General features: G+C 57.1%; 17 protein-coding genes. 7 read left to right on the top strand and 10 right to left on the bottom strand.

Going from position 1 to position 25,722, the window contains the following annotated elements:
* Nucleotides 1-16: 16 nt before the first annotated feature.
* The 5 genes from ACVZTU_RS01700 to ACVZTU_RS01680 all read right to left on the bottom strand — a co-directional run bounded on the left by ACVZTU_RS01700 (nucleotide 17) and on the right by ACVZTU_RS01680 (nucleotide 3,826).
* Nucleotides 17-538: a hypothetical protein gene (locus ACVZTU_RS01700; protein ID WP_482401236.1), complete on the bottom strand. Its 522-nt coding sequence runs from the start codon at nucleotides 536-538 to the stop codon at nucleotides 17-19.
* Between the two features lie 137 nt (nucleotides 539-675).
* Nucleotides 676-1,290, bottom strand: coding sequence for a YdeI/OmpD-associated family protein (locus ACVZTU_RS01695; RefSeq protein ID WP_482401235.1), 615 nt, complete (start codon nucleotides 1,288-1,290; stop codon nucleotides 676-678).
* A gap of 43 nt (nucleotides 1,291-1,333) precedes the next feature.
* A complete protein-coding gene (locus ACVZTU_RS01690; RefSeq protein ID WP_482401234.1) occupies nucleotides 1,334-1,750 on the bottom strand; it encodes a VOC family protein in 417 nt (138 codons plus the stop codon).
* A gap of 115 nt (nucleotides 1,751-1,865) precedes the next feature.
* Nucleotides 1,866-3,446 carry an aspartate ammonia-lyase gene (locus tag ACVZTU_RS01685; RefSeq protein ID WP_482401233.1) on the bottom strand — a complete coding sequence of 527 codons (1,581 nt, stop codon included), beginning with the start codon at nucleotides 3,444-3,446 and terminating at the stop codon, nucleotides 1,866-1,868.
* 56 nt (nucleotides 3,447-3,502) lie between these two features.
* A complete protein-coding gene (locus ACVZTU_RS01680) occupies nucleotides 3,503-3,826 on the bottom strand; it encodes a CHY zinc finger protein (protein WP_482401232.1) in 324 nt (107 codons plus the stop codon).
* A gap of 129 nt (nucleotides 3,827-3,955) precedes the next feature.
* Between ACVZTU_RS01680 and ACVZTU_RS01675 the strand changes: the two genes are divergently transcribed.
* The gene (locus tag ACVZTU_RS01675) at nucleotides 3,956-5,032 is read left to right on the top strand and encodes a DUF2891 family protein (RefSeq protein WP_482401231.1); all 1,077 of its coding nucleotides are present in this window, start codon (nucleotides 3,956-3,958) and stop codon (nucleotides 5,030-5,032) included.
* Between the two features lie 463 nt (nucleotides 5,033-5,495).
* Here ACVZTU_RS01675 and ACVZTU_RS01670 read toward each other — a convergent pair whose 3' ends face one another.
* Nucleotides 5,496-10,829 carry a DEAD/DEAH box helicase gene (locus ACVZTU_RS01670; RefSeq protein WP_482401230.1) on the bottom strand — a complete coding sequence of 1,778 codons (5,334 nt, stop codon included), beginning with the start codon at nucleotides 10,827-10,829 and terminating at the stop codon, nucleotides 5,496-5,498.
* Between the two features lie 6 nt (nucleotides 10,830-10,835).
* Nucleotides 10,836-13,730 (bottom strand): hypothetical protein, encoded by a 2,895-nt coding sequence (locus ACVZTU_RS01665; protein WP_482401229.1) that lies wholly within the window; start codon nucleotides 13,728-13,730, stop codon nucleotides 10,836-10,838.
* A 697-nt stretch (nucleotides 13,731-14,427) separates the two neighbouring features.
* Between ACVZTU_RS01665 and ACVZTU_RS01660 the strand changes: the two genes are divergently transcribed.
* Nucleotides 14,428-15,534: a hypothetical protein gene (locus tag ACVZTU_RS01660; protein ID WP_482401228.1), complete on the top strand. Its 1,107-nt coding sequence runs from the start codon at nucleotides 14,428-14,430 to the stop codon at nucleotides 15,532-15,534.
* 5 nt (nucleotides 15,535-15,539) lie between these two features.
* Here the strand turns inward: ACVZTU_RS01660 and ACVZTU_RS01655 are convergent, their stop codons facing one another.
* Nucleotides 15,540-16,760, bottom strand: a complete 1,221-nt coding sequence (locus ACVZTU_RS01655; RefSeq protein ID WP_482401227.1) for a DNA cytosine methyltransferase — start codon at nucleotides 16,758-16,760, stop codon at nucleotides 15,540-15,542.
* A 746-nt stretch (nucleotides 16,761-17,506) separates the two neighbouring features.
* Entirely contained in the window at nucleotides 17,507-18,397 is an 891-nt protein-coding gene (locus tag ACVZTU_RS01650; RefSeq protein ID WP_482401226.1) for a LysR family transcriptional regulator, read from the bottom strand.
* Nucleotides 18,398-18,521: 124 nt separating this feature from the next.
* Here ACVZTU_RS01650 and ACVZTU_RS01645 point away from each other — a divergent pair, with 124 nt between their 5' ends.
* The 5 genes from ACVZTU_RS01645 to fabG are packed head-to-tail and all read left to right on the top strand — an operon-like array spanning nucleotide 18,522 to nucleotide 24,814.
* Nucleotides 18,522-20,669 (top strand): acetate--CoA ligase family protein, encoded by a 2,148-nt coding sequence (locus ACVZTU_RS01645; protein ID WP_482401225.1) that lies wholly within the window; start codon nucleotides 18,522-18,524, stop codon nucleotides 20,667-20,669.
* Nucleotides 20,666-21,496 (top strand): enoyl-CoA hydratase/isomerase family protein, encoded by an 831-nt coding sequence (locus ACVZTU_RS01640; protein ID WP_482401224.1) that lies wholly within the window; start codon nucleotides 20,666-20,668, stop codon nucleotides 21,494-21,496. The genes ACVZTU_RS01645 and ACVZTU_RS01640 overlap by 4 nt, the downstream gene beginning before the upstream one ends.
* Nucleotides 21,493-22,689 (top strand): acetyl-CoA C-acetyltransferase, encoded by a 1,197-nt coding sequence (locus ACVZTU_RS01635; RefSeq protein ID WP_482401223.1) that lies wholly within the window; start codon nucleotides 21,493-21,495, stop codon nucleotides 22,687-22,689. Before ACVZTU_RS01640 ends, ACVZTU_RS01635 begins: the two co-directional genes overlap by 4 nt.
* A gap of 58 nt (nucleotides 22,690-22,747) precedes the next feature.
* Complete coding sequence (locus ACVZTU_RS01630) at nucleotides 22,748-24,034, top strand: SLC13 family permease (RefSeq protein WP_482401222.1); 1,287 nt, start codon at nucleotides 22,748-22,750, stop codon at nucleotides 24,032-24,034.
* A gap of 36 nt (nucleotides 24,035-24,070) precedes the next feature.
* Nucleotides 24,071-24,814 carry a 3-oxoacyl-ACP reductase FabG gene (gene fabG, locus ACVZTU_RS01625; RefSeq protein WP_482401221.1) on the top strand — a complete coding sequence of 248 codons (744 nt, stop codon included), beginning with the start codon at nucleotides 24,071-24,073 and terminating at the stop codon, nucleotides 24,812-24,814.
* Between the two features lie 24 nt (nucleotides 24,815-24,838).
* On the opposite strand, the gene ACVZTU_RS01620 is transcribed toward fabG, so the two are convergent.
* Complete coding sequence (locus tag ACVZTU_RS01620) at nucleotides 24,839-25,651, bottom strand: HNH endonuclease (RefSeq protein ID WP_482401220.1); 813 nt, start codon at nucleotides 25,649-25,651, stop codon at nucleotides 24,839-24,841.
* Nucleotides 25,652-25,722 lie beyond the last annotated feature (71 nt).

Here is a 25,722-nt window from a genome sequence, read left to right as displayed (position 1 = left end):
GCCTCGGCGGGTGGATTCAGCATCCGAGCAGGATGTCCACTTTGACGTAGGCCTCGTTCGCGAATTCGGCGATGGCGTCCGCGAACGCGTCGACGCCGGAGCCCGAGGTGATCTCGGCGCTGCCGCGGATCGGCAGTTCACCGAACCTGTCTTCGACGAGTGCCTGCGTGGACTTTCCGACGCAGTGTTCGCCCTGGTTGTCGAAGATCATCTGATGGACGGCGGCACTGTAGTCGCCGAGGCTGTCGGTCGAGATGCCGCTGGTTGCCCAGGTGTCATCGGCGACGTGTTCGTACATTGTGAGGACGGAGCGGCCGGCGGATTCGATGGTGATGAGGAACATCCGCCGTTCGGTGAGGTTCATGTCGACGCTGCCCATCTTGTGCAGGATCTGGCCGACATCGCCGTAGAAGGTGTGGAATTCGGGCGTCCAGGAGCTGATGTGGCAGAGGATGAGCTGGCGCGGCGCATCGATCTCTGCCGGGGTGGAGTTCGGATCATCGACGGTGAGCGCCGAGGCGGGGGTAGCGGTGGTCATGATGGTTCCCTTCAGGTGTCGACCGAGTGGACTCCATCACATTATCCTTATTGAGACGCATTATCAATATGGATATAGAAAGGATTGCGGATCCCCCTCACCAGGATTTCGATTGAGCGGGCGGGGCAGCAGCCGGTTCAGTCACGATTCCCGTCGACGAGGCGGTCGACGAGGCGGTCGACGAGTCGTGTGATGATCCTGGCCCTGGTCGTCTCGGTGCGGGACGTGAGGATCGGCAGCATGGCCGTGAACTGCTCCGCGCGGTTGAGCGCGTCGAATGCTGATTGGGCGGCGGGCGCCTCGGCGAGGGCATCACGCAGGTCATCGGGAACAGTGGCTTCCGACTGCCTGGGGTAGGCGTTCTCCCAGCGGCCATCGTCCTGGGCCAGGCGCACCTCGGCGCGGCCGCGATCCCGCAGACGACCGTCGATCTCGAGACTGCCGATGATCTCGACATTGCGCTTCGACCAGTTCGAGCGCGAACGTCGCGGAGTGAAGCGCTGGACGAACGTCGTCGCGTCGAAGGTGCGGCGCTGACCGTCGATCCAGCCTCCGCACAGTGCTTCCTCGAGGGCATCTTGGTAGCTCAGCGAGGTCGGCGAGGTGACGTTCTTCTTCGCCATGAGTACCCACACACCCTTTGACGAATCTTCGTTGGCGATCAGCCACTCGCGCCAGGCGTCGAGGTCGGCGAGGACCAGTGGGGATGTGGGCGAGTGCTCAACCAGGGGCTGGTGGTCGTCAGTTGTCACGGGATGCGCTGCGCCATCAGGTGTCACGGGATGCGCTGCGCCATCAACCGTCAGACGAGGCGGCAGTATCGACGATCCACGGCACTCCGTACCGATCGAGGCACATGCCGAACCCTTCGGACCAGAACGTCGGCCCCAGAGGCATCTGAACCTCGCCTCCGTCAGACAGACCGGCGAATACCGTGCCGGCGGCCTCCAGGTCGGAGGCTGTGTACGAAAGAGCGATCCCCTGTCTCGGACCTCCATCGCCCGTGGTGTCATCCGATCCCATCAGCAGGGTATCCCCGAATTTCAGCGCGGCATGCATGACGGTCTCGTCGGTCGAACCGGGCATTCGCTGGTCTTCGGGTACGTCCTTCATCGGCATGATCGTCAGCTCGCCGCCGAAGATCTCCTGGTAGTGGTTGAACGCTTCAGCGCATTGTCCGTCGCTGTAGAAGATATAGGCATCAATCGACATCGTGCGTCACCTCTCGGAGCTGTCATCGGTCGGAGAATCAGTGGTTCCACGTGCACAGTGCTCCTGCAAGGTTACGCGCGCGGGCATACGACATGTGCAGTCCCGCGCGAGCGCCTCACGCTTGCGGATCGGGGATGATCGGAAGCTCGGTGGTCACCTCATCCCGAGGAACCGCCTCGGCGCTGTCGGCCGAATTGTCTACGCTGTCGTCGGCCGGCATTCCGGTCAGCCGTTCGGGACTGAGGATCTCACCGAGCTGATCTCGCTCGAGCAGACCGTGTTCGACGACGAGGTCCGAGATCGATTCGTTCCTCGCCAGAGCCTCCTTGGCCAACTTCGCAGCCGAGGCATAGCCGATGACCGGGGCGAGCGCGGTGATGACGGTGACGGAGCGGTCGACGATATCGTTCAGCCGGTCTTCGTTGGCGGTGATGCCGTTGACGCAGTTGATGCGGAAGGTCTGGGCCGCGCGCTCGAGCCACGTGATCGACTGGAACAGCGAGTGGGCGACGATCGGTTCGAAGGCGTTGAGCTGCAGCTGTCCAGCCTCGACGGCCATGGACACGGTGACGTCCGCCCCGGCCACGGAGTACGCGACCTGAGAGACCGCCTCGGGGATGACCGGATTGACCTTGCCGGGCATGATCGACGACCCCGCCTGACGGGCGGGCAGGTTGATCTCGCCGAGGCCGGCCTGGGGCCCCGAGGACAGCAGGCGCAGGTCGTTGGCGATCTTCGACAACTTCAGAGCACTGCGCTTGAGCGCACCGGAGAAGGTGATGAAGACTCCGGTATCGGAGGTGGATTCGACCAGGTCGCCGGCCGTGACGAGGTCGAGACCGGTGATCTTCCGCAGGTGTTCGATGACCGCTTCCTTGTACCCGACCGGGGCGTTGATCGAGGTGCCGATCGCGGTCGCGCCCATGTTTACCTCGCCGAGGAGGGTGACGGCTTCCTCGAGGCGTTCGACGTCTTCGCGCAGGGTGGTGGCGAAGGCGTTGAACTCCTGGCCGAGCGTCATCGGCACGGCGTCCTGCAGCTGGGTGCGCCCGACCTTGACGATGTGGGAGAACTCGCGGCCCTTCGCGGCGAAGGCATCGGCGAGGAGCGTGAGTTCGCCGAGGAGGTTCTGCAGTGAGAACGCCAGCGCGATCTTGATCGCGGTCGGGTAGGTGTCGTTCGTCGACTGGCTGTGGTTCGTGTGGTCGTTGGGATGGATGAACGCGTAGTCGCCCTTGGATCGGCCGGCGATCTCGAGGGCGCGGTTGGTGATGACCTCGTTGGCGTTCATGTTCGTCGAGGTGCCTGCTCCGCCCTGGACGACGCCGACGGCGAACTGGTCGTGGAGTTTGCCGGCCTTGATCTCTTCACAGGCTGCGTCAATGAGGTTCGCGCGCTGGTCGTCGAGCGCCCCGATCTCGGCGTTGGCCCGGGCTGCGGCCTGTTTGACGCAGGCGAAGGCGCGCACGAAGTCGGGGTAGACGGAGATGGGGCGGCGGGCGATGGGGAAGTTCTCGTTCGCACGAGCCGTGTGCACTCCCCAGTAAGCGGTGTCGGGGATCTCGAGGCTGCCGATCGAGTCGGTCTCGGTGCGGGTGGGGAGGTACTGGCTCGTGGGGATCTGGTTCGTCGAAGTCGGCGAGGTGAGGGGAAGAGAGGCGGTGTTGGGATCTGCGGAGGCGTTCGACTCAGTCATAGTGGTTTCAGAGTCTCACATTTCGGCCGCCGACCGAAGGAGTGATCGGTGTGAGATCAGGAACCGAAGTAGTAGTCCGAATGAGCGGCGCAGCGGGGGTTGAAGGGCGCGTGGCACTCGGGGCAGCTGTCGGTGCTTTTGTAGGCGCTGATCGTCAGTTCGGTCCAGCAGTTTCCGCAGAGGATCGCGGGCTGGTTGAACTTCTCGCGCGGCCATTGCCGTGCGGGGTGATCGGCCGTCTCGGAGTGGCACAGGTGGCAGGGAAAGTAGCGGTCGCAGCAGGCGAAGCGGATCGCGATGATGTCGAGTTCGGTAGCGTAGTGGACGCACCGAGTGTGCTCGTCGACCGTCGGGCCGAAGACTTCGGGAGATGGCGTCATTGCTCGCCGGCCCTTCCTGCACGTCACGACTCGGGGTGGTCTTGGTCCGTTCCAGCCTAGCCGCAGTGGTTCGGCTCTCGGCCAGCTGATTAGCCCAGTAGAGTGGAATCCCCGACCAGATGAGGATCAATGTCGCAGATTGACGATTTCGTTCACCCCTTCGCCGAGGTGGCGCTGAGCAACATCACCCGTGAGTATCCGTTCGCTTCCCATCATCTGGCACGGAGTGTTGCCGATATCGTGCCCGCTTCGGAGAAGAATCCCGCGTTCACGAACTCCTACGACTGGCATTCGAGCGTGCACATGCACTACTTGTTGGCGTCGCTGCTGGAGACCGAAGCGGCACACGGAGCTAGTTGGCGCGAACGCGCGGTCGAGGTTCTGACTGCACACCTGAGTGAAGAGAATATGGTCGCCGAGGCGGCCTTCCTCCGTGAGAATCCGTCGTGGGAGCGACCGTACGGTTGGGCATGGGCGGTCGAACTCAATCGGGTGCTCAATGCCAGCGACGTTCCGGAGCTGCGTGCGCTTGGTATTCACACGCGGGTGCTCGCAGAGACGGTCTTCGATTTGGTGGCTGCATGGCTGCCGAAGGTTACCGAGCCGGTTCGGCACGGAGTGCACTCCAACACGGCGTTCGGATTGCGTCGGGTCCTCCTTGGTGCCCGTGCCGCAAACAGGCATGATGTCGTCGACGTCATCGCAGGTGCAGCTCGTCGATTCTTCGCCGAGGACACGGCGTGGAACTTCACTCAGGAGCGAAGCGGTCACGACTTCCTCTCCCCCGGCTTGTGCGAGGCCGACCTCATGGCTGAAGTTCTCACCGAGGACGAGTTGGCGACGTGGCTACCGGAGTTCCTTTCGGAACTGTCCCCCGAATCGCCAGCGCTCACACCGGTGAAGGTCCTCGACCCAACCGACGGCCAGCAGAGCCACCTCTACGGTTTGGGCCTCTCGGTCGCGGCTTCAGTGATGCAATTGGCCCCGAAGCTGGAGGCGATTGCGGGGACGACGGGCCATGACGAGTTCATGGCGCAGGCTAAGGGCATGCTCACGCGAGTCGATTCGTTGATGGCACCGGGTCTTGACGCCGCTGCGTCAGATGAGTACGTGTCGTCGCATTGGCTCGCGACGTTTGCGTGGGATTCTGCCGTCCAAAAGGTCGACTTGCGTAAACATCCGGCTAGTCCACCTGCGTGCCTTTAGAGGGATCCGCGATTGATCCACTCCCTGATTTCTGCTGCTCGTTGTTTCATGTGTTCCCGATCTTCCACAAATGACCTAACGATTGGCACCTCCGCGGCCGAGGTCCGCAGAGGCTTCTTGGGAGCATGCGGATGCGAACCGATGAGGTTGTTGACTTTGAGACTAACGCTGCTGGGTGAACGGAAATTCTCCGGTCTGCCCTGCTCTGGATAGATTCTGGCTCTATTTAGAATCTCCGAAAGTTCAACCACCTCAGGAGTGGTTGAATTCGGCCCTTTCCAACCTCGACCATCTGCAAGGTCAGCTGCGAGAATCATCTCTTCAACTGTCCATCGACACTGCATTAACTCCTCCGATCAACTCCCAAAGACGTCCGCAAGAGCACACGCAAGGGAAAACGGACAACTATCCGTACACGATTGCGCAAGAGTTCCTAGGACCTTCTTAGGACCTCGCATATAGACTAACTTCCCGCGAGAGCGCTAAATACACGAATCGGGGTTCGATCCAGCTCAAAAGCATCTGAAACACGAATATCCATGAAGCCTTCAGCATGAAGCTGGTCAACTGCACCGGCAATCTGCTCACACCACATATCGTGGTCGCGGCGCCACAAAGGGTGGCCGATCAAGACACAAGAGCCGGTCGCAAGATTGGACAAGCAAGGCACGCCGTTACGTTCCAATCGCGAAACTTCAATATGTGAACCAAAACTTTCGATAAATTCGCGCACAGACCGGTGAATTCGGTCAACCCAACCAGAAAGAGCCAACGACTTGCCTAGGGCTAAATCAACGACGTCAAGACCGAGCTTCCAATCCAATGCCCAATGGTGAAATCGGTTCTCGTAGTTCCTTAGACAACTAGGGCAAGAAGAGGTGCATGCCTCTCCATGCGGGACGCTCCTAAGCCGACTACCAGTCTCACTCTGAATGCTCTTTAGGAGTCTTTCTAGCGTCCCCGAAGCCCCCAGCTCTAGCGCGTAACCAGCACCGTTATCTAAGGAGTCCGCTATAAAGACCTTCGCAGTCACAGTTGAGCCAGCGCGCGCAGGTTGCAAACCAACTTCTAGTTCAGACTGTTCAATATCCAAGTACGCCTTCGCGGCATTCCTGAGGAGTTCCGCGAATGACAACATCGCACCGTACCCTGCAGGGCATACCCACTGCCGAGTAGGCACCGCACCATCCGGCAAGCTCAATTGATCGAGACTCAACAACAGCACGTCCGTTCGACGGACTTCCCCAATGGCACCCTCGCCAACCGAGGCGCCGCTCGTGGTCATCCAGGGAGGCAATGACCTTCTATATAACTCGCGGTTGGTGGCTACGACCGACCGGTCCGCCAGTTGACGCAAATTGAACAATTGTCTGTTGTTGTCGTTAACGGTAACGACTTCCGCCTGCTCCAACAATTGGACTGACATACCACGGACTCTGTGCTCCTGGCCCAAACTGGTGTTGGTAGAAAGTTCAGAGTACCCAGCATACATAGGGGTAACATGACTATCATCATAGTCCGGTTTACTATAAATAGTGCGATACCCCTCGGGCTGATAGATTTGGAACGAAATCATAGGCGCCCCACAAACCGAACACTCTTTAGAACCAGAATCAGGCGTGGTATCTAAGCTTCCACAATCGGCACACCGGTGAACAGGCAACGATACCCCTAGCGGATCCTTCGGCTTAGCTCTATTACCTATAATCTCATACGCTACGAAACCTACGGATAAGTGCTCTGCACCATCCTTAACCACCACAGCGCCAGGAGCGAATGAGGTGATCGACATCCCGAGATCACGATCAGCAACTACAGCCTTTTCGGCGTCATCAGATGATTTCAATTTTTCCGAGTACAGCGACCGCACCCTCGTAGGAAAACCAAACATAGGCAAAACACCAGCATTCGCAAGCAGCTCACTCAGGTCCGGATGAGCAAAGTAGGGATTATTGACCGCCTCGTCTATTTCATCCACCAAATCACATCTGGCCCAACGAATTAGATCACCACTAGACAAGTCCGTATAAACTGAGTAACGACTGCATATAACGTCAACCGCACGTGAACTAGTCAGCCAGTCATGGATTTCCGAACGATACGTTTGCCAATCAATAGTTTGACCAAATGTGCCGTGAATGCTGCTGCCTACACCAGCTGGAGGATTAGTCGTAGCACGGAACGCCCTTCGAAGCATTTCAGCAGCGATCACACGACGTACGATTCTTGGGCGAGACAAATCGATAAAGGGCGGTGGCGGATCAGCGGCGGTCATTAGTTCAGGAGCTTGAAAATAGTAGTCATCGTGAGCCCTGTCCCTTGAGACTGTCACCGCAAAGGAGAAAGGTTGTCCGGACCTGCCCGCGCGACCAACTCTTTGCTGATAATTGAACCGCTGAGGAGGCATGTTCGCCATCGTCACCGCACGCAATGACCCAATGTCAACGCCAACCTCCATAGTTGTCGTAACAGCGAGCAAATCAAGCGGATCAGCCAAAGGACTCTCATCCGGTAGGGGCAGGACAGCACCCTTGAATAGCCGCTGGCGCTGTCGTTGGCTCGTCAGACTAGTTTGCCCAGTCAACTCTGCAACACGCATTCTCCGCAGGGGCTGCGCTGCCAACCATCCGTAATAGTCAACTGCCTCTTCCGCCCCCTGCTCGACCAGGACCCCATCAACACATTCCACGTTAGTGCATACACCTGCGGAATCATGAAGGTGCGCTGTATTGCAGTTATCGCACACCCAAGCGATTCCGTTGGGCCGGCTTAGAATTAGTCCGATATCACTACTGTGCGTCTTCAAGATCCAAGACTGACTAATCACTTGAAGTGACTGAAGGAAATCTTTGATACCAGAAATTAGTCTGTCAGCATCCAGTCGATACTTACTGGAGATCCTAGTCAAATAGGTTTTGACCACTTTTGGTACAGCCTGCGACATCGGCTGATATCCGCCATCGTATCGTTTTGCAATTCCCAACAGCCGGATCACACTCGAAACAACATGGTTCGCAGCTACTTGGTCAAGACCCCAAGTGACGGGCGCGTCGGTTCGAGTCCTTACATAGCCTAGTCGTGTAGATTCAATGTCTCGAGAAGATCTATCAAAGACAGCCCGTGTCACCGCAGTTGCAGTAACTCGGTAGCGGTCCATGCGGTGTGGCATGGCGACGTCATCGCCTAGTGGGATCCACGCTCCCTCTGTCGGCGAGTTGTAGATTCGATACCATGGGATCTCTCCAGCGACTTGGTCCACCGATGGACCTACCCCGGCCGGATTCACACCAGCAGAAACCATTGCTTGCTCGGCTTGGCTAACAAGCAACGGCCATGGCAACCAACTCGACTCCTGCTCTGCATCACTAATAACCTTTAGATCAGTTGAATCGGCTATTCCAGCTATTTGCATACGAATCTTATCAAACAGAACGTTACGATTAGATTTCAGCGACTCCGCTGCAGCTATTTCGCTACCTTCTAAATCGCCATTAATTAGACCCCGGAGAAGAGGCACTGGATTCGTTCGGTCGTACAGTAACTGACGAACCACCTGTCGCACTTGATCATTGAAATTGTTTGATGAAATACCAGCAGCAATTCGGGCAGCGTCGTCTCTGCTGTCCGCGAAGACAATTGTTCTCGACTCAGACGAACGCGAACCCAGGCTACGGAAAAGTTGGGAGACAGCCATTTGGTTGAGTTGGGATCTTCCCGACGTATGAGCTCGGATCGGTGAACGAACTGTTCCTGAAAAGAATGCACCCGCATCTCTGCTTTCTTGACCGCCTCCACATCTGGGGCAAATTTCTGGAAGAGCTGGGATGGAGTAGCTTTCATCGCCACTCGCCGTATGCGCCAACACGACTGCGGACACACCGTTACCGCTGGCTGAAAGTGTACCCAATTTTGGGTCCCAAACAGCCGAACCAAAATTCAGTTCAACCGTTGACTGTGGTTCATCCAATTCCACGGGGGCCTTGTGCTTGACTGGCGCGTCCGGTACCGGCGAACCAAGCCATAGCCACCGATATTCACGATCGGACCGACGAAATACAAAGTCTCCGGAGGTGTCGCCTTGACGCACCGGAGTTGTTGAAAGGACGACTGTGCCACGGTCAGGTGAGTCCACCACGTACCCACCGAGACTTACGTCGCCGCATTCGAAACAATACAGGAGTTCAAGAACACGCCCACCACAATCCACACAACTAGACCGCGGAGTATCATACAAGCGACCAACTCGGCGGATTGCACCTGAAGAGGCCCCAACACATTGGGGGTCTGAACAGGCCCACATTCCACGCATGCCACGCATCATGATATGGGCGCGGAACTGTAAAGTTGGCTTATCTATCTCCGACAGCCCCTGAAACATACGCTCTAAGGTCTTCAAAGCATCAGGATGGTCACCAAATAGCCTAGAGGCTATATATTCGAATCGAGTGGCGCGCGGTGCGCCCGTTTCACTTCCGTCACAAACCCGAGCTATCGCCTCTGCCCATTTTCCAACTCTCGCTGAACGCTCGAGGGCTTCATTCGGCGTTTCTAGGACATCCGATACCTTTAGCAAACTGGGTTCGATAAGTTCTCGTGGTTCTCCCGGTTCAACACTGAAGCTTGATCCATCAAGACCGAAGAACTGTTCAAGATAGTGCACGCCTGACTCGTCACCAGGAAGTGATGCGCTTGTACCAATAACTCGAAACTGACGTGAATCGGGGTTAAGTCCAAGTCTAGATGCAAGATTGCGCAATACCATGCCGACTTCCGCGCCGCTGCTACCCCGATACAGATGCAACTCGTCGACAATCAACGTAAATACGTTACCACTCGAGCGCTGGAGCCACTCACGTGTAGAATCGAAAATTGGATCCTCGACATCGCGCATAAGCATAACGTTCAACATTGAATAGTTGGTTACCAATACGTCAGGTGGTGTCGCAATCATATCCCAGCGGGTAACCAATTCACCGGCAAAAGGGTCCTGGAACTGATCTATAAGTTCGCTATCATTCAGTTGTGTCAATCGGGAGTTTTGCTTCACCATTTCACGTAAAGTGGACGCGATCTCCGAAACACGACCTGACGGAACTTTCCCGAACGGAGGATACCCGGTGCCTTCTGTCGCTCCTGTGTATCGCCCGAACCAGATATCTACAGGACGCTCGGATGACCGAATCCCCCGCACGGCACGACGCAACCTCGCTACTTGGTCCTCAACAAGGGCATTAGTTGGGTACAGGATCATTGACCGAACCGCAGCGGGAGCTGTGCCATTCGCTCTAGTCGGTCTCATCTTTTCAGCTCGGTTTGATTCCGACCACCAGTCATTAACTGGGGGAAGCTGAGATTCCATCCTCTTCTCAGAAACTATCCGAGTGAGCATGGGGATCAGGAACGATTCTGTCTTCCCTGAACCTGTCCCCGACGTAATAATCGGATTTCGAGGACCGGCGGAAGAAAAATGAGTAATCAGAGCTTGTGCTTGGTGTCGTCTCAATTTAACTTCTTTGAGGCCTTCTTCTGTAACACCAAAAACGGCACCAACGACGTCCTTTAAGTCACCAATAGGAATATTGGCAGATTGCGCAACCGTTTCCAATGAATCACTAGCGTCATATGGGACGACGGGTTCGATCATCATGGGAGCGAATAAATTACCCTGTCCATTTAACAGTAATTCCCGCCGCTCCTTAACTAAAGAATCGTCACGCAATGCGTATGCGGTGTCAATATATCTAAGAAACGATTCTTTCAAATCCGTCCGCACACTGCTGGGAGTCGGGTAATTCATCGGTCCTCACCTCGAGATCTTTGCAAAGAGAACGTCGGCTACTTCGCGGTTGACTGCTGGGTACTGAAGCATTCGGTGCTTGGTCAATTTTCGTGGGGCGCTTCCAGAGCACAGGGACAATGCACGTCCAAACAAGCCTGGAAGGTCGGCACCCAGTGGAACAACAACTGAACCGCTCGCTGAGTGATATCCGCACAATAAATCGCCTGCCCAGCGGTTCGCGATATGTTTGACCAGTTGGGCGTTTCCAACCTTAACTAAACCATCGTCGATGTCCGATTTTGATCGCAAGACGTAAATACTTCTATACGAGTTTAATCGATACGCGCCAACATGCGCCAAATCTGCACAATATTGCCATGAAGCAGTAGTGGTATTCCACATTTCAGCAAAGTTGTACTCGGGTACTACGATACGGTTCAGTTCGGTCTCCATTTCGCTAAGACTCGGCAAGCTCGAAATGAGTTTCTGTGCTGGGGATTTATCTAATACTTGAATATTCATTTGAGCTTCGAGAGCAAGACCCGACAATTGTCCTTGCACCTCAATTTTAGGCAATTCGCCATCAACAGATCGAACCAATTTGGCCTGACCACCTAATGTTCTTTCAAGTTCAGCCAAACTCGTTTTCGATTTTCGGCCGATCAGAACCCAGCGGCCCTGTGCGATCGGAACCAACGTAGGTGAGTTTGAGGACCAGTTTGTTACTTGAAACCATTCGTCTCTCTCAACATCAACGTGCCCGACGATTTCCTGGCTGCGCAGGTACGAGTCCGCGAAAAGTCCCGAACCTTCAACTTGCGCTGCGATACGTTCAAAAACGCGGAAGGTGCCTTCCCCCACGTGGTGGACTGCGTCATCAGCAACGATCAATCCAGACGTAAGTGGTTCGGCTATGGGCGGGACGATGAGTTCTGACTCCTTGAGTCTACGCTCTGGTTTACGCGAACGGGCAGCGTAAGCATTCCCCGCAAACCGCTTGACTAGACCACACGACGAGCATTCCCCGTAAACAGTAGAGGACTTAGCTTGTCCGGGTCTCGCTGGGGGGAGCACAAAATGGTGCATCCCCGTATAGAGACATGAGTCTTCTTTGACTGCGACACCAACACTTTTTCGAACTACACGCGCCCGCGACGAGTGACGACTCCGCGGCACAAACTCAGGCATGTGAGCAGTGTTCAGTTGACTCGAGACGGAGAGTCCGATAATACGTGCGCCAGTGACATACCTGTCCAGGTTGACCTTGCTAGAAGTGAGTGGCCATCGGGCCCCATACTCTGGCGAGTAGGCACGGACTACTCCACTCACGCTAGTCTCGTGCTCGGGCGAGGCCGCTGAGCGTAATCTCAGCAGTGCAGTTGATGCGGCTTTGGACGCTGAATCGGCTGACATCGAAATTAGGTATTCACCGTCATCCAGCTCCTTATCGTTTAGGGGAACCACCGCCAGTTCCCCCTGACCAGTGATTTCCAGTAGAAGATCGTCTTGATTCTTTCGTGATCCGTCATAGATCTGTACCGTAATGCTTGAGGCGCCCGAGGCCTGAGCGACTATTTCCGGAGGTTCTAGCGAGGACCATTTCCTCAGCAAACCAGGCAACACGAATCCGCCACGCAAGGAAAGGCTAGTGCGTGCGCCCGGGAAGAGTGGGAGCATATCCGCATGTGGCCGTACGGACGGAGCCGAAATGATCTGAACTCGATCATAGATTGTCCATCCAGTTGGAATCCCGGCAGAGCTTGGCAGCTCACGCCATCCTGGTCGCGCATGTTCATTTAGATGCGACTCGACTTTTAGGCGGACACTTTCAGCTGCGACGATGATCAGATCTTCTCCGAAAGACGCTCTTTCACTTTCTACATATGCGCCTTGAAGTGGGTCCCACCGCATAATGGAGATTCTCTTGGGATTCCTTTTGAAACGCCTTTTTTGATCTGCTGCAATTCGCCCGACAATTTTATCGCCAATGATGGACTTCTCTTCAATAGTTCGCGAGGCAGCTAGACGTGCGGTACCACCTGGTCCCGCTACCGCGGGAACTTTGAATTCTCCGTCGGCAACGTCAAATATTATCTGCTCGTTTTCCGATACGACATAGGGCAACATCAGGTTGAACTCAACACTCACTTGTGGGAATGTCTTCAGGAAGATCAAAAGCTGCGAGTTCGCGTGTGCTAATGAGTCCCTGATCCCTGAGTAACTCGAACCGTCCCATGTTGATAGTTCTAGGCAGGAAGCATCAATTACACTCTGCCGGGCCGCACTTGACTTCCAGAGGCGCACCAAGTGCGCGCTCAGTGGTCCTCCCGTCCTCTGCACATAAGGTTCCAATGCCGTTTCCATGTCGTAAGGGGAAACACGCGCGCCGGGTGAAAATCCTTCCGCAGCAAAGAATTCGTGCAATCCGTCCCTGTCGTACTGTCTCACTACAGCCTGCGACATTGGTAGGCCCACATACTCGTGCCGTCCAATGCTGTAAGCAGTCGGGATTCCCCTCTCACCGTCCCACGCTTCCAACCATCTGTTCAACGAACTCCAAATGATTAAGGCATTCGATCGATATGAGTCCTCAACTTTCTGGCGGTGTTTATCAGGGACCTGAAGTAGCTGATGCAACCGAGAATAGTAGTTATGTGAGGCCATTTCAGCATCGACTTGCATGCGTTCGGCTGCAGTCGTCAACACGACTAACAAAGGCAATACTTCCGGAACTTTGAGAGGATCATTCCGTTGAGCTTCAGCGCATCTTGCGTACCAATGAAAAGCTGACCGATCTCGTGAATTTATGTTTAGATTTCCGCGTACAATCGCCACCAGTTCTGCCAGGGGGTCGACACCGGACAGGCCCGATAGCTCGCAAATTTTCTTGAGTGCTTTTGAATCCGCCAGCGTATACACTGGCCGTCCCGCTCTATCCGGTCCGAAAAGGACCTCCGACACCGAAAGACTCACCCGATAGTTGTCAGAACTCAATCATCCACCCCTAGCAACTTGCGACGCTGACCCGCTGAAGACTTCATTGACCTTCTGACCGCGAAATCCGAGACGCGGTAACGTCTTGGTGCTATTCCATCACAGTTTATGATGATTGGCAGATAGTCTCAGAGTTTCTAGAATTGACAGGTCGAACGCCTCGTCTCTGGGCGTAGAAGGCCAGACTATATTGTGCAGTCGACAGCACATGTTATGGTCCCGTGACCTCCTCGCAACAACAATAGTGGGAACTGTAAAGCACAGACCAGTGCTCTCCTACATTTCGGAGAGTCGCTGCTATGGACCGCGGCTTCAAAACAGCCGTCTTGGACAGTCGCGTGTCCTCTCATGGGCAGGTGACACTTGCTGGGGACGCGCGCACAACTGATGAAGTCCACGTGCTCCAGTTCGATATCGCTTGCACACGCAGCGCACTCCCACACATGTGCAATTCTCCAACCCATGCCTCTTAAAGAGTCCCCTATGCAGCGTCTCGGAGAACACAGATCAATCGAACTAGAACCACACCAGACTGGCTGCCCAGCAACTACTAGGTTTTACTCGCGTGTGGTAGCGAACACGCGTTTGGAAAGGGTAAACGACTTCCACTACAGTGAAAACTGTGGGAATCAAAAGCACCGTTGAGGACGCCTTGAAGCGAGCATGGGCCTCTCACGAGTTGGAAGCTCCTCCCCCATCCGACCCTCCGACTGCGATCAAAAGTGCAGTTGCCGACATTCTCCGCAACGGATCACCACCAAATCGTCAAGTTCTACTCGCGATCGCTGCCGGGACAGTTACCGACCCGTCTTCAAACCCGGCTGCCCTTCAGCAACAGGCCGGTGTGGACCGCCGAGGAATGGCCTACAAAGTTAGGGACGCCCTTACTGCATTTAGAGACTCACAGGGTCTAACTCTCAAAATTTCTCAGGATGCCGGCGTTTCAAATCAATGGCGAGAACCCGAGATCACTGACGAATGGGTTTCTCACCGCCGCAAACAAGATCAATCATGGGCAAGGGCATTCTTAAGAATCTCGGAATGGCTAAAAGAATCAGATCCAGCCCAGCGTGCACACCTCCTCCTCGACTACGTCAGCCTACAAATGGTCGCCCTAGCCGTTGACAGCGCGCTCGACTACCCTAGATTCCGGGCCACTCCACGCACTGCAATGACGCTAGTTCGAAACTTTCTAAGCATTTCGTCCGATCGGCCAGATGCCATGGAGGCGGTCGTCACAGTTGCCGCCAGAGTTTTATCATCGGCGCTACATCCACGCCCGGAAGTCGTCCGAAGCGACATCAATTCGCCTGACCCCATTGACATTGTCATTACCACCACTAGTGACAATCCAGTGAAAAGTGGCATCGAAGTCACCGACGCCCATATCTCGTTAGCAAAAATTCAACACGAGGTTGTACCCGCAATGTTGAAGCTAGGACTCGATCGGGCCACCGTAGTTTCCCGCGGAACTCCTTCGAGCACCGAGAGAGAAATAGAAAAGTATCTTGCCCGTGCCTTCGCTCGGTTTCAACAACGAATAGATCTAGTAACGATTGACACAGTCGAGTCGTGGTTGAGCTTTCCTGGCACTTCACGCGATTTGGCTACGGAGTTCCTTTGGGGCGTCGGCGAGGAGCTTGACCAATACTCGAAAAATGAGAATCGAAGAGCATGGTTCAAAGTCCTTACGGACTTCGCTGAAACTGTTGTCAGTGACAACCAGTAGACCCACTACAGCTCAAGAGCTCTTTTGATTGACTCCGCAACTGCCAGTGCAAGCCGCGGCGACACCGCGTTTCCAATTTGACGGTACTGCGATGAACGAGTGCCACAAAATTTCATTCCGATTGGGAAGGTCTGAATGGCAGCAGCCTCTTCTACCGTCAATCTGCGCAAATGTTTGGGCACCTCGGAGACTACTGCCTCATTACCATGGTCCCAAAGTCTCGAGTGGTATCCAACAACCCAGGATTCTAAGTTCTCATACTCAAGTTCGCGCTGATCAATAATGGGCGTTTTATTTCCCCCCATTGACGCGGCAAGAGTTGCCGAAGGTGCGTTGAGGTTGAGCGGTCGCCCAGCGCCGTTAAATAACATCCCTGCAAATGGTGAGCGCCTCAGGACAGGAGCCTTAGCTGTAGTGATCCGCGCATTACAAATGGAATTATTTCCCGGATCTCCATACTTGGGCAACAGAGACAACGCCTCTCTAACAGTAGGAGGATTGTCCAGCGTAGTCGGCTCCGGCAGAGTTGGTGTGCCCAAGTCCTTCCGTACACCTAGAAGAAACATGCGTTCACGCGCTTGAGGCACTCCGAAATGGGAAGCGTTGACGAGCGTCAAAATCGCGTTGTATCCTGCAATCTCGGCGCGTTCGAGCAACCGATTCCGTACGTCGGCCCAGCGCCTGTTTGCATACAGAGCCTTAACATTCTCAAGTACAAAAGCCTTAGGCTTGATCCGCTCGACCATATCCATGTAGTGAAAAACGTGTTTCGAGCGTTCATCGCCTGGATCCATTTTGCCAGCGACACTGAAGCCTTGGCATGGCGGGCCGCCAATAATCAAGTCAGCGGAACCTTCTGCTGGTAACTCGGATTCAGGTATCGCAAGCAGATCACCTGGAAGTGAACTGTGCAAACGATTTCGCAGATGAGGGCGCTCACTGGCGAGTAGTTCGAACGCACGGTCGTGAGTCGCCAATGCAGTTGGATCAAGTTCGCTAACCCATAGTGGAGCAAAACCAGCAAGCGCAAACCCAATGTCGAGCCCTCCAGCCCCCGCGTACAGAGAGACGAAACTGCCCAAAGGGGCTTCGTATCTTGGGACATCCCGGAAGTCGCTAAGCAGATTCCCTGAGCGCAGTCTTTGCTCGTCTGCCGAGCTCATCTGCAGTGGGTAGTCAACTTCATTGACCAGTCCACTTCCGCCGTTTTGCAGTTCCGTTGTCATGCGATCGATTCTACGGGAGGGGGCTGACACGAGGCGACAGACTGCACCAGTCGAGGGCTGGTCCGGCGTTCGAGTGGGCCTATTATCACATGGAAAGCTACGAGTTCTTGGCCATTTTCTTGAGGGAGGGGTGCCCCTATGCTTGAAGTCAAGGGGTCTCAAAAGGCACCACGCCTGTGTCTGTTTAAGGCGACCACAGCTTTCTCTTGCCGACCATCGGAAGATTCGGACGACTGACCATAGGCTCCGTACAAGCCGTTGGCCAGGGCACCACACATCAACCCAGTGGACTGCACCTTGGCAATGTTGTCGCGATTGGCGACGGTGGCGAGCATGACGTCGGACAGTGCCAGGGTGATCTCCTGGCCATTGCCCGTGGAGCGGCGGTCGAGCTCGGCAGCTATAACCCCATTGGCGAATTCGAATTTGGCAGAGACTTTTCCGCCCCCTCTCCCGCTGCGAACTTCAATTAGGCTTCCCGGTGTTCACTGCTGAAGATGTTCATCGCCTGCAGGCGAGTTTCTATCCCTTTGTGGGACCGCAGACTTCTGAACTCTCACAGAAGTATTCAACAGCTCCTGCAACTGCCTCAGCGAGTCCGCCGACGTCTCAGTCAACGGCTCGGCCAGCTCGATCGCTCGGGCCCGCGAGTCTTCCGTGAGCCTACATTTGTGGCCGGTCGCCCAAAAGCATGGGCGACGCCAGCCGCTGCTGATGGTCCTCTCAAGACGATTCGCTTTGGTCACCTACTCAACCAGCCGAGTGCACATGTCGATCATCGTCTTGGCGATGTTTGAAGTAAATGCCGGGTCGTAGGCGACGGCCAGACGCAGCCGTGGCCAGTTCGTCCGGTCTTTGACCGGGAGCAGTACTACGCCCGGATTGAGACGATGGCGAAAGCTCGACGGCACAAGGGCAAACCCGAGCCCTGTTTCGACAAGAAACAGTGCGGTCTCCACCTGTATCGCTCGCTGAGCAATCGGTGGATTGATTCCGGCGGCTTCTAGTGCCACCGTGCATTGTGCTGCGAGACCAGGTGAGCCCACCGAGGTGTAGCCGATGTACGGCTCTCGGCCAAGATCTGTTGCGCGGATCTCTGCCATTCCAGCCAATCTGTGTCGGGCAGGCAGGGCAACGACCAGCTCATCTTCTTCGATGTTCTGCGTTCGAAGCTCCGACCGCTCCCCCAGCGGTGGACGCAGCAGTGCCAGGTCCAGACGCCGGTCAAGAACTGCCGTCGACAACTCCGCATTCGAACCTTCGAAGACTCGAAGGACCACGTTGGGAAATCGATTCCTGAACTCAGGCAGCAACCGCGGCAGGACACGATTCTTGGCGGACCCGACAAATCCGAGTTTCAACTCACCGGACAGCCCGGCGACCGCCTCCACAGCCTTTCGCTTGACCTCTTCGGCGCCGAAGAGCACTTCCCTCACGTCCTGCAGAATCTCCCGACCAGCCGCTGTCAGCTCCACCTGATGGGTCGAGCGCACCAGCAGCTCAGCCCCGATCTCCTCTTCCAACTTGCGGATCGACACGGACAGCGGGGGCTGAGTCATATTGAGCTTCTCCGCCGCGGCGCGAAAGTTCAGAGTCTCTGCGACTGCGAGGAAGTGCTTGAGCTGGCGCAACTCCATCGACCCCTCCTTGATACACACGATGTATCAGTAGTTTCAATCCGGATTACTCTCTTGTATCACAGAACGGTTCTCGATCAAGCTGTCTCTGTTGAGAAACCCGTCATCTCAAGGAAGAGACTCTATGCCAACTCGGTCCGCCACAGCTCCCTCCGCTGCTACAGCTTCTGAACATTTCCTCGACCGCGCCCTGCGCCCTCAGTCAGTCGCCATCATCGGTGCGTCGAACAACACCGAACGCATTTCCGGCCGAGCCCTGCACTACCTCAAAAGCGCAGGATTCGAAGGACGCATCTACCCGGTCAACCCCAAACGCACAACCGTCCAGGGCCTGCCGGCTTTTGCCTCCGTCACCGACCTTACCGAGGCGGCAGACATCGCGCTGATCTGCCTCGGCGCTGCCCACCTGCTGGGCGCCGTCAATGATTGCGCGGACGCAGGTATCGGAACTGCAGTGATCTTCGCAGCAGGATTTGCCGAAACCGGGGCAGAGGGACGAGCAGCACAGCGGGAACTCGAAGCCGTAGCCGCGCAGCGCGGAGTCCGCCTCTTCGGGCCGAACTGCCTCGGCGTCATGAACTCATCGATCGGCTTTATGGGAACCTTCTCCAGCGCCTTCGACGGCGGAGTGCCGAAACCCGGCGGCGTTGCCATCGTCAGCCAGAGTGGAGCCTACGGAGGCCACTTGGCGTACCTCTGCCGTCGACGCAATCTGGGTGTGAGCTACTGGATGTCGACTGGCAACGAAAGCGACATCGATGTTGCCGAATGCATCGACTGGCTTGCCCGCCAAGACGACGTCTCCGTGATACTCGCCTACGCCGAAGGCGTCACCGACGGCGCTCGTTTCACCTCGGCTTTGGAGACCGCCCGCCGCCGCCACATCCCGATCGTGTTCATGAAGGTCGGCCAATCAGCGATCGGCGCGCGTGCCGCCCAGTCTCACACGGCCAGCCTGGCAGGAGAAGACGCGGTCTTCGATGCAGTTCTTCGCCAATACGGTGCCTATCGGGCCACGACAACCCAGGAACAGATCGACGTCGCCTACGCCTGCAGCTGTGGGGTCTACCCTGCCGAACGCAGCCTCGGAGTCGTCACCGTCTCGGGCGGCTTCGGCGTCCAACTCTGTGACGCCGCGGAAAGGCATGGGCTCGACGTTGCGCCTCTGCCTGAACCAGGGCAGGAGAAGCTGCGGCAAATCAATCCCATGGGCAGCGACAACAATCCCTGCGACACCACGGCAAACTGGCTCAACGACACCTCGCTCATCACACAGACACTTGAAGTGATGTATGCAGACGGCGGATACAGCAGCATCGTTGCCGCGCTGACCATGCTTCCCGATACACCCGCCTTCGGTGACCAGGTACGCCATGCGATCAAGGCCGGCACAGCCGACTTCCTCGATCGCCCCACAGTCCTCTGCATGGAGGCCCGCGATTCTGTCATCACCGCCTACGAAGACGACGGCTTCCTCGTCTACGACGACTCGGAACGAGCGGTGAAGGCACTGAGCGCGCTGAGTTTCTTCGTCGAAGCGTGGGCCCATCACCCCCACGATGTCGAAACGATCGAATTTAGTAACTCCCTCGGCGATCGCGCCCTTTCCGAGTTTGAGTCTCGTCGCAGACTCGAAGCAGCAGGACTGCCTATGCTGCCGTCGGCCCTGGTGACCAATTCAGACGAGCTGGCCGAAGCGGCTCAGACCATCCCTGCTCCCTACGCGATCAAGGTCGTTTCGGCCGAGATCGCTCACAAGACAGAGGTCGGTGGCGTCGCTCTCAATGTTGCCGATACCGAATCCGCCGAGGCGGCTCGTTGCGCCATCATCGATCGAGTATCCGAGGCCGCACCCAACGCGCTGATCGACGGAGTTCTCATTACCTCCATGGCACCGGAGGGGATCGAGGTCATCATCGGCGCGACGAACGACGCCGTCTTCGGTCCGGTGACAGTCGTCGGGCTCGGTGGAACCGGAGCCGAGCTCTACGGCGACATCGCCATGCGCATCGGTCAGATCGACCTCACACAAGCTCACGAAATGATCAACGAAACTCGCGTGTCCACTCTGCTCGACGGTTTCCGCGGTCATCCCGGCGGTGACCGAGACGCCCTGGCCAGAGCCATCGTCGCTGTCTCATCGTTCGCTGCTGTCCATTCCGCCGAACTCGGCTCCGTTGAGATCAATCCCTTGCGGGTGCTTCCACCCGGCAAGGGAGCCGTTGCCCTGGACGCTCTTGTCATCCCCAGCACAGCGAGGAACGCCGAATGACCAGCGACAACGCCCATCTCGTCGGCTTTCACACGCTCGGACACACCGCGGTGCTCACGCTGTCTAACCCTCCGGTCAACGCAATGAGCATCCCGATGGTCGCACGTCTCGGCGAACTCATCGATCACTGCGCCGACGATGACAAAATCCGCTCAATCGTGATCACCGGAGACGGCGCGCGCGCCTTCTGCGCGGGTTCGGACATCACAGAGTTCCCCGATCTGCAGGCTCCGGGTGCAGCCGTCGACCGGAAACTGCGCCGACAGAATGCAATCTTCGCTTCGCTTGCCACTATCCCGAAGCCAACCGTCGCCGCACTTCAAGGTCTGACCTACGGCGGAGGTCTAGAGCTGGCGCTGTGCTGTGATCTCATCGTGGCCGAAGAACAAGTCTCACTCGCACTGCCCGAGACGAACCTCGGCGTCTTCCCCAGCAGCGGCGGAACGTATCGCAGCCTGGACCGCATCACTGCAGGACGCGTCAAGGAACTCATCTTCCTCGCAGAACCGATCAGCGTTCAGACCGCATTGGACTGGGGCCTCATCAACCGTGTAGTCGACTCCGGCCAAGCATTGAACGCAGCACTAACTTTGACCGAAAACCTCAACCGTCGCCCGCCCCAGGCCCTCGCCCTGGCCAAGCAGCTCATCGACGACGGTACGACCCTGTCGAAACCAAAGATGATCAACCGGTCCCTGGCCGCCAGCGACATCGCCTTCAGCTCATCGGAGTGCGCCGAAGGAACTACCGCATTTCTCGAGCGCAGACCTCCCCGCTTCACACCCGCTCAAACCTCCCACGCATACGACCAGACAGGACCGCAATGAAACGTGCAGCAATCGTCGCGCCCACACGTACACCTATCGGCAGCTTCGGCAAGTCACTGCGCCCTGTGCCTGTCGAAGACCTCGGTGCGACCGTTGTCAGAGAAGTGATTGCCCGCAGCGGCATCGACACGGAACAGATCGAAGACGTAGTCTTCGCACAGTCCTATGCCAACAGCGAGGTCCCTTGCGTCGGCCGTTGGGTCGCGCTCCAGGCAGGGCTGCCGATCCACGTTGCGGGAATGCAGCTCGACCGCCGCTGCGGCAGCGGCCTTCAGGCCATCGCCACCGCAGCAATGATGGTCCAGACGGGAGCCGCCACGGCCGTGATCGCCGGAGGCGTCGAATCGATGAGCAACATCGAGTACTACTCGACCGATATGCGGTGGGGCAGCCGGTCAGGCAGTGCGACCATGCACGACAGGCTCGAGCGCGGGCGGGAACGGTCACAGCCTGAGGAGCGATTCGGCTACATCTCCGGGATGATTGAGACGGCAGAGAACCTCGCCCGAACGTACGGGATCACAAGAGAAGATGCCGACGAATTCGCTGCACGCAGCCATCAACGTGCCACTCAAGCATGGGAGACCGGGGCATTCGACGCCGAGGTGGTCCCCGTCAGTGTTCCACAACGCCGCAGTGATCCGACCGAGTTCACCCGTGATGAGGGGGTCCGCCCCGACACCACTGTCGAATCTCTCGCACGACTCCGTCCGCTCATGGACGGAGGAATCGTCACCGCAGGAAATGCGAGCCAGCAGAACGATGCGGCCGCTGCATGCCTCATCGTCGCTGAAGATGCACTGGATGAACTCGGTCTTGAACCGCTGGGGTATCTTTCGGCGTGGACCGCCGTGGGATGCGAGCCCGCGCAGATGGGCATTGGACCGGTGCCGGCTGTCGAGAAGCTCTTCAACCGCACCGGACTGACCTTCGACGACTTCACCCTTGTCGAACTCAACGAGGCATTCGCCCCGCAAGCACTCGCGGTACTCAAAGGCTGGGACTGGGCCGATATGGACCGCCTCAACGTCAATGGTTCCGGCATTTCCCTTGGTCACCCTGTCGGAGCCACCGGTGTCCGGATCATGACGACCATGCTGCACGAGCTCAAACGCCGAGGCGGAGGCCGAGGTCTCGAGACGATGTGCATCGGCGGGGGCCAAGGAATGGCCGCCGTCTTCGAATCCGCGTGAGCACCCCTAACCACAACACAACCGCCACCATCGGCCAGAACTCAAAGAGGAGATATCCATGGTCGCTCTGCCTATTCTCACCATCATCATCGTCGTTATCGCGATGGTCTCATTCGTGCTCGAGAAGATTCCGATCGCCGTCACCGCGATCGTCGCCGCACTGCTCATGGCCATCATCGGAGCTATCGACCTCGAAGAGGCGTACAGTCCCTTCGGAAGCACGGTGACGCTCTTCTGCGCCGGAATGATGGTTGTCGGAAATGCCCTCTTCAAAACCGGGTTCGCTGACTTCGTCGCTTCGAAATTCGAAGCGATCGGGCTCTACCGCAACGAACGCGCGCTGATCGTGGTCGTCACTGCCACCTCGGCGATTCTGTCGGCATTCCTCAGCAATAGTGCGGTCGTCGCGATCTTCATTCCCCTTGTGGCCATCATCGCGAACCGGTCACAGGGACGCATTCGCATGCCACTGGCCATTATGGGCGCTGGAATCGGCGCTGCTATCGGCGGCATCGCCACGCTGACTGGCTCTACTGCGCAGCTGGTCACCCAAGGAATCCTCGAGACCACCGACGGCACAGAGCCGATGGGTATCTTCACACTTTCGCGCATCGGCGGTCCACTTATCGTGATCACCGTCCTGTATATGGCCACAATCGGTTATCGCGTCGGAAACAAGGTGCTGACTTTCACCCCACCCGACCTCCTGGCGGACCAGAAGGACCCGAACACCAGCAGTGACGAGATGCCAGCACGTTGGAAGCTTCCGTTTTCAATGCTCCTCATGGTCGCCATCGTCATCGGGTTCGTCTCCGGACTGTGGAACATCGCAGTCATCGCGCTCATCGGAGCCATCCTCATGATTGTCACCGGGTGCATCAGCTTCAAGGACGCCATCAGGCAGATGGACTGGAACACCTTGATCATCCTCTCCGCGGCACAGGCGTTCGGCCAAGGCCTGACTGATTCGGGCGGCGGACAGTTGATCGCCGATGCCATCGTCGGAATCTTCGGTGAGGCCTCAAGCCCCTGGTTGGTGCTCAGCATCTTCATCATCGTCGCTGCGATCCTCACCAACTTCGCATCGAACACAGCGCTGACCGCGATGTTCGTTCCGATCGTCATCTCGGTCGCGATCTCTTTCGGCGCCGACCCGACGAGTTGGGCCATCGCCGTCACCCTGGCATGCAACCTTGCATGCGGAACTCCGATCGGCACCGCCTGTATGACGCAAACGCTCGTCGCCGGCTTCCGCTACATGGACTTCATCAAAATCGGCGGCCCTCTGGTCCTCATTCTGGCGGCAGCCACGGCGTTGCTGGCACCTGTCGCCTATCCATTCTGACCGGCCACCCCGAACCCCACGACTAAAGGAACTCATATGAAACTGCTCGAAAACCGCACCGCGGTCGTCACCGGAGGTGCCCAGGGCCTTGGCTATGCGATTGCCCGAGCATTTGCCGACGCCGGTGCCCAAATCGTCATCGGCGACCTCGATGGCGAAGCTGCCAGTGCGGCCGCCAGTTCACTCGACATCGGCGATCGCGCAATCGGCCTGGCATGTGATGTCGTCGACCTCGTTCAAGTGGAGCACCTGTGTTCAGTCGTCGTCGAGAGATTCGGAGCGCTGGACGTTATGGTCAATAACGCCGGAATCACCCGCGATGCGACCATGCGCAAGATGAGCGAAGACCAATTCGACCAAGTCATCTCCGTGCACCTCCGAGGAACCTGGAACGGATTGCGCTCGGCTTCCGGACATATGCGTGATCAGCCCGGGGGTGGGTCGATCATCAATGTCTCGTCGATCGCCGGAAAAGTAGGCAACCTGGGCCAGACGAACTATTCAGCTGCCAAGGCCGGAATCGTCGGCATGACCAAAGCCGCTGCGAAGGAAGTCGGGTTCAAAAATGTCCGGGTGAATGCCATCCAGCCTGGTTTCATCAATACACCCATGACAGCCGCGATGAGGCCAGATCTCATCGAAGCGAAAATCGCCGATATCCCTCTGGGTCGAGCCGGTGAACCAAGCGAAATCGCTTCCGCAGTGACATTCCTCGCTTCGGATATGGCTTCCTACATAACCGGGGTGGTGCTGGAGATCGCCGGAGGGCGCCATATGTGAGCGTGGAACGAATGCTGTCGAGAGTCAGAGTGGCTCGAACTCATCACCCCAAAAGAACTCACTGCCGTCATACTCGATAAGGCCTACATCCAATGCCCGGTGATGATTCCGGCACAGCAGCAGACCATTATCCAAAGACGACTCCCCGCCATCAGAGTCAGGGACAATATGGGCAGCTTCGAGAAGTCGCAGATCATTGATCGGACAACCGTCGAACTGGCATTTCAGCTCACGATTCTGGAGGAGCAGGGCCCGGAAGCGCCGCTGATGTCGTCGTGCGCGGATGACAGAAACCGCATAACGACGCTCAATGGGGGCCTCTGAAGCATGATCGCCATCAGCAAGGTTCTGCTCCTGTCGAAGTGCCCGACCAAAGTGGTCCGACCACTGACGTTCCAGCTCTTGGGCGGCATCATCGGGGATCCTCATTCCGCTCTGCATTCCCTTCCAGATTCCGGAGGGGAACTGGTCGGATATGGGTTCAAGGTCAAGGGGGTTGTCGACGCCCACCAGAGAGTCCCAGGAGATCGGGACGTAGGTGGCAGCTCGTGCCGAGCCGTCCCAATGAGGCTGCACAATGACCTCCCCTTGGACCCACCCAGCAGCGACGATGCCACGCTCTCCCTGGCCCGTCTTGCGCAGATAGATCCGATCACCGACCTGCACATGACGATGATTCGCACTCATCGACCACTGGTCCTCGGCGGGTTCACCTGCTTCGATACTGGCAAGGGTCTCCAGCCGTTCGTCCTCGGGCCAGAAGAAGTAGTCGGGGTTCCACAGCAGCATGTATGACGTGTAAGAGCTGCGGTGTGCGGGGTGGAAGCTTGCGGCCATCAGATATGTCTTTCTCAGTCGAACGGCGTCGAACTAGACGATTGGTTCGCAGTCTAATCAGATAACGTCTT

It is taken from the genome of Brevibacterium sp. OS20 (genome assembly GCF_056837565.1).
Note: the sequence above shows the minus strand (reverse complement) of the source record. Positions and strands in the feature narration are given on the sequence as shown.

Bases quoted from the DNA above. Each gene is read 5' to 3' on its own strand.
- ACVZTU_RS01700 (WP_482401236.1), bottom strand. From the start codon at position 538: ATGACCACCGCTACCCCCGCCTCGGCGCTCACCGTCGATGATCCGAAC.
- ACVZTU_RS01690 (WP_482401234.1), bottom strand. From the start codon at position 1,750: ATGTCGATTGATGCCTATATCTTCTACAGCGACGGACAATGCGCTGAA.
- ACVZTU_RS01685 (WP_482401233.1), bottom strand. From the start codon at position 3,446: ATGACTGAGTCGAACGCCTCCGCAGATCCCAACACCGCCTCTCTTCCC.
- ACVZTU_RS01680 (WP_482401232.1), bottom strand. From the start codon at position 3,826: ATGACGCCATCTCCCGAAGTCTTCGGCCCGACGGTCGACGAGCACACT.
- ACVZTU_RS01675 (WP_482401231.1), top strand. From the start codon at position 3,956: ATGTCGCAGATTGACGATTTCGTTCACCCCTTCGCCGAGGTGGCGCTG.
- ACVZTU_RS01670 (WP_482401230.1), bottom strand. From the start codon at position 10,829: ATGAATTACCCGACTCCCAGCAGTGTGCGGACGGATTTGAAAGAATCG.
- ACVZTU_RS01655 (WP_482401227.1), bottom strand. From the start codon at position 16,760: ATGACAACGGAACTGCAAAACGGCGGAAGTGGACTGGTCAATGAAGTT.
- ACVZTU_RS01650 (WP_482401226.1), bottom strand. From the start codon at position 18,397: ATGGAGTTGCGCCAGCTCAAGCACTTCCTCGCAGTCGCAGAGACTCTG.
- ACVZTU_RS01645 (WP_482401225.1), top strand. From the start codon at position 18,522: ATGCCAACTCGGTCCGCCACAGCTCCCTCCGCTGCTACAGCTTCTGAA.
- ACVZTU_RS01640 (WP_482401224.1), top strand. From the start codon at position 20,666: ATGACCAGCGACAACGCCCATCTCGTCGGCTTTCACACGCTCGGACAC.
- ACVZTU_RS01635 (WP_482401223.1), top strand. From the start codon at position 21,493: ATGAAACGTGCAGCAATCGTCGCGCCCACACGTACACCTATCGGCAGC.
- ACVZTU_RS01630 (WP_482401222.1), top strand. From the start codon at position 22,748: ATGGTCGCTCTGCCTATTCTCACCATCATCATCGTCGTTATCGCGATG.
- fabG (WP_482401221.1), top strand. From the start codon at position 24,071: ATGAAACTGCTCGAAAACCGCACCGCGGTCGTCACCGGAGGTGCCCAG.
- ACVZTU_RS01620 (WP_482401220.1), bottom strand. From the start codon at position 25,651: ATGGCCGCAAGCTTCCACCCCGCACACCGCAGCTCTTACACGTCATAC.